Annotated in this window: 9 protein-coding genes; 4 read left to right on the top strand and 5 right to left on the bottom strand. The window is 36.2% G+C overall.

Translation table 11 applies throughout. From position 1 onward, the window contains the following. Positions 1-156: 156 nt before the first annotated feature. Together GQR56_RS17080 and GQR56_RS17085 are read right to left on the bottom strand one after the other, a co-directional pair. Positions 157-1119: a transcriptional regulator gene (locus tag GQR56_RS17080; protein WP_024612152.1), complete on the bottom strand. Its 963-nt coding sequence runs from the start codon at positions 1117-1119 to the stop codon at positions 157-159. A gap of 15 nt (positions 1120-1134) precedes the next feature. Further along, on the bottom strand, positions 1135-2373 hold the full coding sequence (locus GQR56_RS17085; RefSeq protein ID WP_024612151.1) for an AAA family ATPase: 1239 nt from the start codon (positions 2371-2373) through the stop codon (positions 1135-1137). Between the two features lie 774 nt (positions 2374-3147). On the opposite strand from GQR56_RS17085, the gene GQR56_RS17090 reads away from it, so the two are divergent. Next, a complete protein-coding gene (locus tag GQR56_RS17090; protein ID WP_024612150.1) occupies positions 3148-4362 on the top strand; it encodes a hypothetical protein in 1215 nt (404 codons plus the stop codon). A 71-nt stretch (positions 4363-4433) separates the two neighbouring features. Here GQR56_RS17090 and GQR56_RS17095 read toward each other — a convergent pair whose 3' ends face one another. Next, complete coding sequence (locus GQR56_RS17095; protein WP_166113719.1) at positions 4434-5309, bottom strand: DNA replication terminus site-binding protein; 876 nt, start codon at positions 5307-5309, stop codon at positions 4434-4436. 1176 nt (positions 5310-6485) lie between these two features. Between GQR56_RS17095 and GQR56_RS17100 the strand changes: the two genes are divergently transcribed. After that, positions 6486-7835: a 3-deoxy-7-phosphoheptulonate synthase class II gene (locus GQR56_RS17100; RefSeq protein WP_024612148.1), complete on the top strand. Its 1350-nt coding sequence runs from the start codon at positions 6486-6488 to the stop codon at positions 7833-7835. Between the two features lie 247 nt (positions 7836-8082). Here GQR56_RS17100 and GQR56_RS17105 read toward each other — a convergent pair whose 3' ends face one another. Further along, positions 8083-8892 (bottom strand): pyruvate, water dikinase regulatory protein, encoded by an 810-nt coding sequence (locus GQR56_RS17105; protein WP_024612147.1) that lies wholly within the window; start codon positions 8890-8892, stop codon positions 8083-8085. Positions 8893-9049: 157 nt separating this feature from the next. On the opposite strand from GQR56_RS17105, the gene ppsA reads away from it, so the two are divergent. Further along, positions 9050-11425 carry a phosphoenolpyruvate synthase gene (gene ppsA / locus GQR56_RS17110; protein WP_166113722.1) on the top strand — a complete coding sequence of 792 codons (2376 nt, stop codon included), beginning with the start codon at positions 9050-9052 and terminating at the stop codon, positions 11423-11425. Positions 11426-11495: 70 nt separating this feature from the next. On the opposite strand, the gene GQR56_RS17115 is transcribed toward ppsA, so the two are convergent. Next, complete coding sequence (locus tag GQR56_RS17115; RefSeq protein WP_024612145.1) at positions 11496-11705, bottom strand: hypothetical protein; 210 nt, start codon at positions 11703-11705, stop codon at positions 11496-11498. 145 nt (positions 11706-11850) lie between these two features. Between GQR56_RS17115 and GQR56_RS17120 the strand changes: the two genes are divergently transcribed. Then, the gene (locus GQR56_RS17120; RefSeq protein WP_166113725.1) at positions 11851-14898 is read left to right on the top strand and encodes an FAD-binding and (Fe-S)-binding domain-containing protein; all 3048 of its coding nucleotides are present in this window, start codon (positions 11851-11853) and stop codon (positions 14896-14898) included. The last annotated feature ends 116 nt before the right edge of the window (positions 14899-15014 follow it).

The raw sequence follows: 15014 nt of genomic DNA on the forward strand, positions 1-15014 counted from the left end.
AAGAGAGGTCAGTTAGTAAAAACATGATCCTTTGGTATTAATTTGGCCAATTTAGCGAAATATACGGCGTTAAAGATCAAGTTTTTACTAACTTAAAACTTAATAAGATCAGTATTTAACTAACACAGGGAGTTAAATAGATCATTATTATACTAACTAATTAAATGCACTTAATAACTTAGTAAGTTGCTCTAAGCGCTTGTCTGTCATAACTTTATTGTCTATTTTAACCGAAACATCACCGCTTTTAAGGTTACGTTGAACTGAAACAAAGTTATTTTCTAGTACAGCTTCTCGTTTTGAGGCTGTTTGAGGTTCAGCCGTTAAACATTTAGTAATAGCCATTGCGCGCTTGTCGTCAGCTTCAATAGCATTTATCTCAACATTACTGGCTAGGTCAGCTACGAGTTGATTAAAGCTCTTAGGATCGCGCTCCTTTGCACTCACAAGCTTTTTAGCGACTTCTCTGCCTACGTGATTAGCGGTTGGGTAAAGTGCTATTACATTGGCAGGAATTTGCTCATACGCTTTTATCGCGTCGGCAACTGCGGTATGTGAAACCCCTTCTATTGAAGCAATTTCTCTGTATGAACCTTTTTTTCCTTGTTCAATCAGATCATTTTTAGTTTGCTGATAAGCTTGTCCTAGCTCCCATAAGCTTGGAGCAATGTATTGATCTGACGAGACTGCTAAAATTTTAGCGTCTTGATCTGTAAAATCACTAGAGCTAAGTACCAAATAATCAGCGTTACCTAAAATACATGCCATACGACGACGAGAACCAGCTAAAACTAGGCTTGTATCACCTTGGTCCCAAAGTAGAGCGGGATGCTGATTACGACCATCATGGGCGATTGCGGGCAATATATCAGATACAGACTTCTCATTTAAAAGTGCCTGTACACGACGGTTTTTACCATAAACACCGGTAGTTGATTCTATGTCTTTATGCGATATAACTTTACACACAAGTGTTATTTCGCGAGATTGATCGCTTGGTGCTGGCATTCTTATTACATCGCCAGCATTGGCTTGTTCTAAGAGGGCATCTAGGCTGCTACTGCCTACGGCTGTAGCAAAGGGATCTAAGCGGGTGTCGTTTTTACGTTTTTTAGCCATTTTTATTTAACATCCTTACTTAGGCGTGTTTATTTTTGATTGTGTAGATTTCCAGTTTGATCTAATTAGCATTTCGAGTTCATCGACCACATCTTTTATGTTTTCTTGTGCTCGCATAAGCGATTCTCGACTTGCTAAGCTATCAGATGCTTTTTGATCAAATATGGTATTAAAAGATGAAGAACTAGCCGTAATTGCTGAGCTGTGATTGATTGGATAGCTCATTACTTGACGACCAAAGGCACTACGAACATCTTTAACAATATCGCGTTGTGAATGATTACCTTTTACATAATTGGTAACTAAAAATTGCATAAAGTCCCAGCCTTCATGACCAAGAGCCGCAACGGTATGATAAATTTCACCTAAACGTTTTAAGTATTTATTGTTTGCATCAAAATCAACAGCTTCTGGATGAACAGGAATTAACATGGCTGTTGAAGCCATTAAAGCATTGTAAAACATAAAGTTAAGAGTTGGAGCTGTGTCTATCAGTAAAATATCAAATTGATCTTTTACTGGTTCTATAACTTTTTCAAGTAACTTATGATAATGGCGAGTTTGCTCATAATTTGACGTGTCTTTGAGTAAAGTAGCTGTTTCGTGCTCAAAGTAAAAATCATCCATGCCTGATGGTAAAACACGAATATTAGGAATATGAGTTGGTAAAAAAGAATTAGATACAAATTCAGACCAGGTTTCACCTTCATCTAAATCTATACAGTCACGCATTAAGTCACCGACCGTAATTGGATCGTGTTCACTTGAAGGGAAAAAACTTGAAGAAGAACCTTGAGGATCTAAGTCAATAATACCAATGCGGTAACGTTTAATATTTGTTGTAGCAAGGGCTGCAGCAATGTTAACCATACTGGTCGTTTTGCCACAACCGCCTTTGAGGGAGTTGATAACAATAACTTGTAGTTTATCGTCATCAGAGCGGTGATCTGCTTTGATATCCATGATATCAGCCATGGCAAAAATATTTACCAATGTGTAAGCATAATGACCATTTGCACCACGTTTTATGTTTAAACCATCAAAATCACCATTATCATGGCGTCTTTTTAATGTACGATTATTACAACCTAATAAATCAGCTGCTGCTTTTTGGGTGTAAGTTCGTAATTCTTTTTCTTCTGATTTAAGATGAGCGCGATAGTGTTGAATACGTCCTTCTAATGATTTTTCAGCGACCTCGGCAGTAGCTTTTAAAAGCCGATAGGTATTTAGCGCATTATTGTTGATAGACATACTTTCCTTCCTCAAAGTTAGGCAGTTAGTATAATGTCCATTCAATTAGCTGTAAACAACTATTTAAGACGACATGCTTTTTAAAAAGAAGACATCTAATAATATTTTTACACCTTTAAGATTGCTTAGTATAAATAAAGAAGTTTAAAGTTAGTTAAATATATAAGGTAATAAAGGTTAAGGGTGTATAATTAGCTCATAACATTATGATAAGTATGAATAATATATAAAAAAGCAGATCACCTTTATACTTGGTTAAGATCAGATCTTTATTAACACTCAGATCACCTTTTTACTAACATCTATTTTAAATGTAGAGTTATGCACAACTTACGCAGTTAGTTATAAACAAAATCACACGTGTAGATCAGTTTTTTACTAAGTAAATTATAAAGTTATGCACTGTTGTTTGTCTAAGATAGCGCGTTTAATTAGTATAGATCTGATCTGTAGTAAGTACAGATCAGATCTATTCCAACTCAATATGTGTTTATCCACAGGGCATATGCTTTTATTTAATAATTGTCGTGTTTAATTTTATAAAATAACGATTACAATGGACAAAATAATTGATGAGTTAGTAAAAATTAGATTTATACACTGCTTGTTAGTAAAATATTGATCTGAAATAACGATAAACAGACAACACTTAGTAAAATATTGATCTGAGCATTTTATTTAAAGTCAGATCAATTTTATACTAACTTAAACATTTAACTTTTGTTGTTTAATGTGTTGTTATTAGCTGTCGCAATAAAAATGGAAATAAGAACAATGAGCCGAAAGGTCAACATCTCGGTAGATAACTTGCCCGATACACTTAGGGGCCAAATCCACGGGGTGGAAAGTGCAATCGATAATGAAAGTTTAGCGCTATTTACAGACAATAAAGATGTGCGAATTTCAATCGAAAATGCAGCTCATGGTCTACGTGCTTATTCAAACACGTTTAACCATTATGATTTATGGGGACGCTTTGTTCGTTCAGGTCATAAAAAATTGCCTTTGGAAGAAGCTCCTAAAAAAACAATCATAACGCGAAGAATATCAGAAAAAGTAGATGGTATTTTATATGATGGTGAAATAAAAATAACACCTGCAGTAGTAAGTACCCGAAAAGATGGTGAAGACGTTGAATACTTAGTTTGGCCATCAGATAGAGAAGAAAAAGTAGAGCGCGCGCTTATTCGTTTAGCCTCTAAAGGCAAAATAGTAAAAATTAATTTTAAGTCCGGTATTCAATATGCCGTGGTTTTTTCGATGAACGAATTAGCTCAAGAACTAAAAGCAGTAGGGCAGTCAATGCCTTACCCAGCAATTAAAGAATCGCTTGAAGCTCTTCAAGGTTCTAAGCTTTCTTTCAAGTATTCTGCAACGGACACTAAAAATTCTGATATTGATGACTCGTTTTATGAGTCAAATATGAATTTTCTATCATCATTACATTTTAGTGGTAAAAAAGGTCAAGGTGGCAATGTTAAGTGCGTAGCATGTTTAAATGCTTTTGTGCATAATATGATCGACAACCTTGAATACAAAGGATATTACTTTAATAGTGCGCAAGAATTAAAACGCGGATTGTCGCGTTGGATGATGCTACGTTTGTATCATCTTTGGCGTTATGCGGCACCAGGTAAAACATATCACTTTAGATTACTTTCTATAATGGAAAAATATGGTTCGATATATTCAACCGACAATATTACAGAAAATAAGCTAAAAGCTTTACGTCGTGATATGACAACGACAATGAAAGATCTAATTGAGAAAGGTGCTATCTCAGAATACAGCATAACAAACGTAAAAGATGATAAAACCGGTAATATTATTGATTACACCTATGAGATGCATCCATCTGATCAGTTTTGCGATGAAATACTCACATTGAATAAGCATAACAAGCGTATTGAAATTCAAGGTGGTAAACGCATTGTAGAAAATGCAGTATTAATTGATGAAGATAAATTAGATGAGATTGTAAAGAAGTAATACACACTCTATTTTAAATTAATTAAGCACCTAAACCAAAAAGACCACATATTGTGGTCTTTTTAACATAATTACTTATCAACTTGTTCTAAGTAAAGCCTATCAACTAAAAAATCATAATCTCGTTTTCGTGGATGACTTAACGGTTTTTCGTAGTTAGGCAATATACCTAGTTTTACATCGGGTTCTGGGTTAATCAAAATAAATGGTAAAGCTGCACTAACATGATACCTATTTTGAGCTGTGTATCTGACGTTTACTTGCGGACTTACGCGAGTAGGGCGCCTAATTCTTAATTTTTCTTTTTCGGCTAAACTCGATACCCGTAATTGTTCTTGTGCTACAAGTGTTTGCCACTTTTGTTGATCTATCATTCTAGGATTTCGATAACCTGCCGATTTTTCTAACATTTCCAATGCCATTTTTTTTGTCAGTGTTTTAGTTGCATGTTTATGCATCCATGTGAATCTAACTGAAAATGGAGATTCACTCTCGCTATGGATTTTCCGATATGCGGCAAGGGTTATTAAATTTGGTATTGCATTATGAACAGCTTCAAATCTGGCATCGTTGTTATCTATGGCTAAAATACACTCTTTAAATGCTGCTTTAGCTTTATTTACTTGGGCTATGCGGTTATTTAGAGCTTGTTTATCTGCATTTTTAATAACTAATATACCAGGGTGTCTTTTTAAAACACGGCTACTTAGTCCTGATTTAGTATAGATATCTGAGAAAGAATTAAGTATAGATTTTTGAGCTAGCTCACCAGATATTTTTGAAACTGATATGGTTTCAGGGACTTTTTTTTCATCTAAGCTACTTACATCAGGTAACTGATAATATTCGGCTTTGGATAATTCACATTCTTTTAGTTCCTCAATTAACCTTATGGTTAATTCGTTCATTAAATCAAACTGACTTCTAATTTGTACTTTGGTTACCATTACAATCCTAAAGAACACATCTTACAGATTCAATTATAATCCACGCGCTTTGCTTTGGCTATTTTAATATGAACATTTACTCAGCGCTAAGTTAGTACTATAACCAGTTTAAGTATGATGTGTTCTTTGTATGCGTAAAATGAACTAAAATCTGAAATATCAATATACTGATCTAGAAAAGTCCGATAATTAATTAGTAGCTAAAGGAGATTGTTTACCTTTACTAAACAACATATTGAATATACGAATGACCATATCGGAGAGTATTTGCGATTAAAATAGAGTAGGGAATACTAATATAAAATATAGGTGTTACGTCTTAAGTAAAGAGGGAGCAACTTCGTTATCATGTCGTATATTTATGCCTACCTAATCAAAGTATGAATGTTTTTAAAGTTATGTGCTTAAATATACACAAAGTAAATTGATTAAAATAACTAACAACTAAAGCTTATTTTACATCAGTCATACTAACTTTAATTGGCTAATGTAAAGCAAGCCAATACATCCTACTAATGCTCATAGCCTCTTTCACCATAGGGAACTGGTAAACTATGAGTGATGTATAGAAACTATTTATAGAGCGAGGTCAGATAAAGTGTAAATACCTCTTGTACAAACGCCGCAACTAATTAAGTTAACTTACTCCAGAAAGGTCTACTGTTAAAATAATGCCATCATTTTTAACAGTATTTACCAAATTCAATTTTGCATATTGAAACTGAAATAGGAGGTAACCCCTGTTTATAAACAATTTATCGGCGCTGACAGTAGTCCACAATATTTCTATTTATATGCGCCATAGCACAAATTTTTAATAGCACATAGCCCTTGCTTACTTTTACTTACAAACCACTGTAAAGTTAAGATTACATTGGCCTTAATTAATGTATGATGTGTTCTTAAGTAAGCCATGTATAATCTAGCCTTGTAGATATATAGTCTTTAACGCTTCAAAACTATAAGTAAGTACCCCTAACTCACTGTATTTAAATGCTTTGTAACTTTATTAGTTGCAGTTAATCGTATGTAAAACGAACATCTTACTTTCATAGTTTCACACTTATACTTATCTCATAACTAAATAATTAGTAAATAGTGAATTTAGTCCTTGAACAAAGGGGGCTCCATACGTTAATTTCTTTATATCAGGTAAAGTAGGAATGAGGAAAGAACATGAAATCGTGGAACCCAAATAGCTGGAGAGAGCTGCCAATACTGCAGCAACCACAATACCCAGATCAAGACATACTAAAGTCAGTAGAAAGCCAATTAAAGACAGCTCCGCCTTTAGTTTTTGCTGAAGAAACAAGAAGCTTATTTAAACAACTTGAAGATGTATGTGAGGGTCGCGCATTCTTACTTCAAGGTGGTGACTGTGCCGAATCATTTAGTGATTTTAATGCCGCTAATATTCGCGATACATTTAAAACAATTTTGCAAATGGCTGTTGTACTAACCTACGGTGGCAAATGCCCAGTAGTTAAAATTGCACGTATGGCAGGTCAGTATGCTAAACCTCGCTCGGCAGACTTAGAAACAATTAATGGTGTTTCTTTACCATCATACCGTGGCGACATCATCAATAACATTGAGTTTACTGAAGAAGCGCGAATACCAGATCCACAACGTTTAATGACCGCATATCATCAAAGTGCAGCTACGCTAAATTTACTACGTGCATTTGCACAAGGTGGTCTTGCCGATCTTCACCAAGTTAATCGTTGGAACATGGGCTTTGTTGCAGCCAATCCACTTAAAGAAAAATACCAACAACTTGCTGATAAAATTCAAGACGCCTTAGAATTTATGGAAGTGTGTGGAATAAATTCTACAATTGCACCAAGCTTAAAAGAAACCGATTTATATACCTCTCACGAAGCCTTATTACTTGGCTACGAAGAAGCACTAACTCGTCGTGATCACTTATCTGGTGATTGGTACGATTGTTCTGCCCATTTTGTATGGATTGGTGAGCGTACGCGCCAGCTAGACCATGCACATATTGAGTTTTTCAAAGGTATTAAAAACCCAATTGGTGTAAAAGTGGGTCCAGGTATGGAACCTGACGATTTAATTCGTTTAATTGACGCGCTAAACCCAGATAACATTCCTGGTCGTTTAACGTTAATTACACGTATGGGTGCAGATGTGCTGCCAGAAAAGCTTCCAGCACTCGTTCGTAAAGTTCAACAAGAAGGTCGTAAGGTAATTTGGAGCTCGGATCCAATGCACGGCAATACTGAAAAAGCGACATCAGGTTACAAAACGCGTAACTTCGATAACATTATGCGCGAAATCAGTCAGTTTTTCGCAGTACACAAAGCAGAAGGCTCTTACGCCGGTGGTGTTCACCTTGAAATGACAGGTCAACACGTAACTGAATGTACTGGTGGTGCTTATGGATTATCTGACGATGACTTAGCACAGCGTTACAAAACGCAGTGTGACCCACGTCTTAATGCAGACCAAGTATTAGAACTAGGATTTTTAGTTGCTGATTTACTAAAAAACGCACGTAAATAGTATTTAAAACATTAAAAAAGCCGTTTAATTACGGCTTTTTTGTTTTAGATTAAATGAGCAGTTTATACAAATCACATTAAATTAATGAGTTATTAAAACAACAATAAAATAGCGCATTAACAAGGCTGTTCTCGGCAATTACTCCCTGCATTGCTCTATCTTCTGCATACATCGAGTTGTATATAAATAATTTTTACACTATTAATGAGTTATTTAATTCAATAATCATGTTTCAATAAAGTTGTAATCAATACTTACGACGCTCTAAATCGGCTTCAATCATTATTTTTGCCGATATTTCTTCAACCGAATGGTGGGTAGAGTTAAAACATGCAATTTTATGGCGTTTATAAAGCATTTCAACTTCACGCACCTCAATACGACATTGCTTTATAGAAGCATATTTAGAGTTAGCCATACGCCTGTGTCTAATGGCAGCTAACCTTTCAGGGTCAATTGTTAAACCAAATAATTTATGCTTATAAGGCACTAAACATTTTGGCAATCCTTCATTATCCAAATCGTCTTCAGTAATAGGGTAGTTAGCAGCTTTAATCCCGTACTGCAGTGCTAAATATAAGCTTGTTGGTGTTTTACCACTTCGGCTAACACCTATTAAAATAATATCAGCTTCGGAAAAGTTTTTAATATTTCCGCCATCATCGTTCATAAGTGCATAGTTAACAGCATCAATTCTAAAGTCATAGCTTTTTTCGTGAATAGAATGCGTACGGTGCATTTTTGGAACAGGTGCTACATCTAACTCTTTTTGAATTTTTTCGCTGTATGTTGTTAAAAAATCATATGTAACCGCATCAGCCGAATTAATAATTTCACTCAAATTGTGATTAACAAAAGTAAAAAATACAAAAGGCTTTTCTCCTGTTCTCGCAGCAGTAGCATTAATTAATGCTTTAACTTCTTGTGCTTTTTCTTCGGTTTCTACAAAAGGAATCGTTTTATGATTAAAATCAATAGGGAACAACGACAATGTTGCATGACCAAATACCTCTGAAGTAATAGCCGTTCCATCTGATATATAAAAAGCAGTTCTCATAATTAACCTTTTTATTTTATTTAAATCCCTAAAATGGGTTTCTCACGGTTTACGTGAGGACTGTTGCCAGTGTAGAATGATGGTGACCTTTATAAAAGGTTTTCTTTCTTAACTCTCACAGTTAGACCTACAATTTGTTTTTTTTGGAGAAAGATCCGTGCAAGAATACGTTCTCTGGTATCAAGAGCTTGGTATGCAAGATGTTCCTCGAGTTGGCGGCAAAAACGCTTCACTTGGCGAAATGATTTCAAACCTAGCAAACGCTGGTGTGCAAGTACCGGGTGGTTTCGCAACTACCGCAGATGCTTTTAATGAGTTTTTAGATCAATCAGGACTCACAGCAAAAATTCACAACATTTTAGATACACTCGATGTTGATGATGTAAATACACTCGCTAAAGTCGGTGCCGATATCCGCCAATGGATAATCGACACACCATTCCAACCAAACTTAGACCAAGCCATTCGGGACGCATATAGCCAACTCCACGGCGATACAACAGCAGATGTTTCATTTGCAGTGCGTTCATCAGCTACCGCTGAAGACATGCCTGATGCATCATTTGCAGGTCAGCAAGAAACTTTCCTTAACGTAGTTGGTATTGACTCAGTAATGGTCGCTATTAAACACGTATTTGCTTCATTATTTAATGACCGTGCAATTTCTTATCGTGTTCACCAAGGTTACGATCACCGTGGTGTGGCGTTATCGGCTGGTATTCAGCGCATGGTACGTTCAGATAAATCAGCATCTGGCGTAATGTTTAGCATTGATACAGAGTCTGGTTTTGAAGACGTTGTATTTATTACATCAAGCTACGGCTTAGGTGAAATGGTTGTACAGGGCGCAGTTAACCCTGATGAGTTTTATGTTCATAAACCAACACTCCTTAAAAATAAACCTTCAGTAGTACGTCGTAACATTGGCTCTAAAGCCATTCAAATGATTTACTCAGAAGATAAAGCGCACGGTAAGCAAGTTGACATCGTTGATGTTGCCCCTGAGCTTTCAAATAAGTTTTCGATTACAGATGAAGAAGTGCAAGAACTTGCCAAGCAAGCTGTAATCATCGAAAAACATTACGGTCGTCCTATGGACATCGAATGGGCAAAAGACGGTAACGACGGCAAACTATATATAGTTCAAGCACGTCCAGAAACTGTTCGCTCAAACGAAGACTCTAACGTAATGGAACGCTTTCAATTAAACGGTACAAGCAACGTTGTTGTTGAAGGCCGTGCAATTGGTCATAAAATTGGTAGCGGTGTTGTTCGTGTTCTTGATTCAATCAAAGAAATGGATCAGGTACAAGTAGGCGACATTTTAGTAACCGATATGACCGACCCTGATTGGGAACCAATCATGAAACGTGCTGCAGCGATTGTTACAAATCGTGGTGGACGTACGTGTCACGCGGCAATCATTGCACGTGAACTTGGTATTCCGGCAGTTGTAGGTTGTGGTAACGCAACTGATTTAATTAAAGCGGGACAAGAAGTAACTGTATCGTGCGCCGAAGGCGATACCGGCTTTATTTACGAAGGTATTTTAGATTTTGAAATACTAACGTCACGCGTTGATAAAATGCCAGAACTACCAATGAAAGTTATGATGAACGTGGGTAACCCCGATCGTGCTTTTGACTTTGCACGCTTACCGCATGCAGGTGTTGGCCTTGCGCGAGTTGAATTTATAATCAACCGTATGATTGGCGTTCATCCTAAAGCGTTATTAAATTTTGATGCTCAAACAGATGCATTAAAAGCAGAAATTACTGACATGATTGCCGGTTACGAATCACCAGTAGAGTTTTACATAACAAAACTGGTTGAAGGTATTTCTACTCTAGGGTGTGCATTTGCACCAGAGCGTGTAATTGTTCGTATGTCTGATTTTAAATCAAACGAATACGCAAACCTAGTTGGCGGTCAGCAATACGAGCCAGAAGAAGAAAACCCAATGATTGGTTTTCGTGGTGCAGCCCGTTATATCTCTGAAGACTTCCGCGATTGTTTTGCACTAGAATGTGAAGCTATAAAACGCGTAAGAAACGACATGGATATGGCTAATATCGAAATCATGATCCCATTCGTACGTACCCTTGAAGAAGGTAAGCGCGTAATTGAATTACTAGAAGAGCATGGCCTTAAACGCGGCGATAATGGTCTTAAAGTAATCATGATGTGTGAGCTACCTTCAAATGCATTACTTGCTGATGAATTTTTAGAAATGTTTGATGGTTTTTCTATCGGCTCTAACGATTTAACACAGTTAACGCTTGGTCTTGATCGTGATTCTGGTTTAATCGCACATTTATTTGATGAGCGTGACCCTGCAATTAAAAAGCTACTTTCTATGGCAATTAAAACAGCTAAAGCAAAAGGAAAGTACGTAGGCATTTGTGGTCAAGGTCCTTCAGATCACGAAGACTTTGCAGCATGGTTAGTAGAGCAGGGCATTGACTCTGTTTCATTAAACCCAGATACTGTAATAGAAACATGGTTATACCTAGCTAAAAAATTAGCAAAGTAATAAATAGGTAAGCTATAAAAAATGCCAGCAATTTATTGCTGGCATTTTTTTATGCTCAATTAAAAGTAAATTAACGGGCTAATTTTTTATCTAAATAAGCACATGATTTAGTTAACGCCTTTTGACAAAGTGATAAATAAAGTCGCGCTTTAGGGTAGTAAAACGAAAAACACAATAAACCCGCCATAAAAAATATAAGTGAAGGGCCAGGTACAATCGCAAAAAATAATCCTAGCAAAATAAATAACACGCCACTGATCTGTAATAGTAATTTTTTCATATAACACACCTCATTACTCGTTAGTATGAGTATAATTTAAGCTGCATTAAAATCGACTAAAAGAGTGTTACAAACTGTAAAATCTTCAATTTCTATTCGCCATCACCATGATATAATTAGGCAAATGCCCTAAAATATCGCCGTCATGATAGCAACAATTACACAGCAAGATGCCGCGACAGAACTTGTCGCTAACTACCTAAATACCATTGCAAACCAAGGTTTTACCGGAGATACCGACGCAAGTTATGCGACGCGTATTACTGCTTCAACCGATAACAGTGTGTACCAACAAATACCGCAAGGTGTTATTTTTCCAAAAAATGAAAAAGATATTCAGCTCGCACTGCAAACTGCATCTCGCGACCCGTTTTTATCATTAACTTTTGGTCCTCGTGGCGGTGGAACAGGCACTAACGGTCAATCGTTAACGCCTGGTATTGTTGTAGATTTGTCTCGCTATATGCGCGAAATCCTCGAAATAAATGTAGAAGAAGGCTGGGTACGTGTTCAAACCGGCGTAATAAAAGATCAGCTTAATGATTTTTTAAAGCCTTATGGGTTTTTCTTCTCACCCGATTTATCTACCAGTAACAGGGCAACTATTGGTGGCATGATAAGTACTGACGCATCGGGGCAAGGCTCGTTAGTTTATGGTAAAACAAGCAATCATGTTTTAGGGCTAACAACTTATTTAGTTGATGGCACACCTATGTGTACCTCCCCAATAGACATCGACAAAGCGCAAATTATAGCTAATCAAGACTCATTAATTGGTAGTTTATATAAAACAGTTTTAGATATTTCAGTTAATGAACGTGATGCTATTTTAGCTAAGTTTCCTCGGTTAAATCGTTTTTTAACCGGCTACGACCTAGAGCACGTGCTAAGTGATGACTTACTTACTTTTGATATGAGCCGCTTAATAACTGGCTCAGAAGGGTCATTAGGTATAGTAACTGAAGCTAAATTAAACCTAACGCCTATTGCCGAATTTAAAACACTTATTAATATTAAGTATGATAGTTTTGATTCCGCACTTCGTCATTCACCATTTTTAGTCGATGCACGCGCAACATCGGTAGAAACCGTTGATAGCAAAGTTTTAAACTTAGCGCGTGAAGATATCATTTGGAATTTAGTATCGGACTTAATAACCGACGTGCCAAATAAAGATATGCAAGGCCTTAACATGGTCGAGTTTAATGCAGTATCAAACGATGAAATAAAAGACAAAGTAGACACGCTTTGTAAGCTTCTAGACGAATGCGTAGCAAATCAAACTAATGGCGTTATTGGTTATCAGTTAACCAGTGATAAAAGCGATATACTAAAAATTTACGCAATGCGTAAAAAGTCAGTGGGTTTATTAGGTAATGTAAAAGGCAGTCAAAAACCACTCGCCTTTGCAGAAGACACCGCTGTACCGCCTGAAAACTTAGCAGATTATATTGTCGAATTTAGAGCATTACTCGACAGCCATAATTTACAGTATGGTATGTTTGGTCATGTTGATGCGGGCGTTTTACATGTGCGACCGGCACTTGATATGTGCGACCCAGAACAAGAAAAACTACTGCGAACTATTTCAGATCAGGTCGTAAAACTAACCGCTAAGTACGGTGGTTTAATGTGGGGCGAACACGGTAAAGGTTACCGTAGTGAATATAGCCCTGAGTTTTTTGGTGAGCATTTATATACGCAACTTCGAAAAATAAAAACAGCTTTCGATCCTAATAATCGTATTAACCCCGGTAAAATATGCACTCCTATTGATAGTGAAGACTCACTAGTTAGTGTGGATGGACAAAAGAGAGCGCACTTCGACAAGCAAATATCAATAGAAGTTAAAACCAGTTTTAACAACGCAATGACCTGTAATGGTAATGGCATATGCTTTAATTACGATGAAAACTCGCCAATGTGCCCATCGTATAAAGTGACCGGCGACCGACGAAACTCACCAAAAGGTCGCGCAAGTTTAATGCGTGAATGGCTGCGACTACAAGAGTCAAAAGATATAGATTTACTCGAAGTAGAAAAGCAACTAAACAAAGGTGAAGTAATTACCTGGTGGGAACGTTTTGTTCATAGCCGCGAAAAACGAAAAGGTATTTACGATTTTTCTCACGAAGTAAAAGCGTCAATGGATGAATGTTTAGCGTGTAAAGCATGTACAACTGCATGCCCAATTAAAGTTGATGTACCCACTTTTCGTTCGCGCTTTTTAAATTATTATCATAGTTACTATGCACGCCCGCTAAAAGATTACCTTGTTGGCAATATAGAAAACAGCGCGCCATTAATGGCAAAGTTCGCTAAAGTTATAAATCCAATTGTTAAAACATCATTAGTAAGCAATGTTATTAAAAAAACAGTTGGTTATGTTGATACACCACAGTTAAGTATTCCTGCACTTTCAAAACGTATTACTAAAGCACAAAAATTCGATTTTGATTTACTAAATAAATTAAACGCAGAACAACAAAGTGACTATGTATTAATAGTACAAGACCCATTTACGAGTTTTTACGAAGCCGAATTAGTAGAAAGCTTTATTACTTTAATAACACAACTTGGTAAAAGACCAATGCTGTTACCTTTTAAACCAAATGGTAAACCGCAACACGTAAAAGGTTTTTTGCATGAATTTAAAGTTACAGCTAAAAATGCTGCTGAGTTTTTAAATAAATTAAATGATATAAATGCGCCGTTAGTCGGTTTAGATGCTTCACTCGTTATGTGTTATCGCGATGAATATAATACAATTTTAGAAAGTAACCGTGGTGAATTTAACGTGCAACTTGCGCATGAATGGTTAGAAACACAATCGTTTAAAAAGTTAAGTGCAAATAAAAATACTGATACCGAATTTACATTACTGAGTCACTGTACTGAAACAACTGCATTACCAAAAGCGGCAAATGTATGGCAAACAATTTTTAATGATATTGGTTTATCATTAAAAACAACAAATACAGGTTGCTGTGGAATGGCGGGGACTTATGGACACGAAGCACAAAATCAAGATAACTCACGTGCACTTTACGAAATGAGTTGGAAACCAATTGTTGATAAAAATAAACCAGAGCAACTTTTATCGACTGGATTTTCTTGTCGTAGCCAAGTGAAACGTTTTGAACAATTTAAACCAAAACACCCAATTGAATTACTAGCACTGGTTCTTAAATAACTTTATAAAATAAGAGTACTTAGATAAGTGCACTTAAATAAATATGTGAACTTAAATAAAAGTGCTTAAATTACTTTACCTAAATCACAATTTAATAAATTATTTATAAAATACAA

It is taken from the genome of Pseudoalteromonas sp. Z9A5 (genome assembly GCF_011378875.1).
In the GTDB taxonomy this organism is placed as follows: Bacteria; Pseudomonadota; Gammaproteobacteria; order Enterobacterales; family Alteromonadaceae; genus Pseudoalteromonas.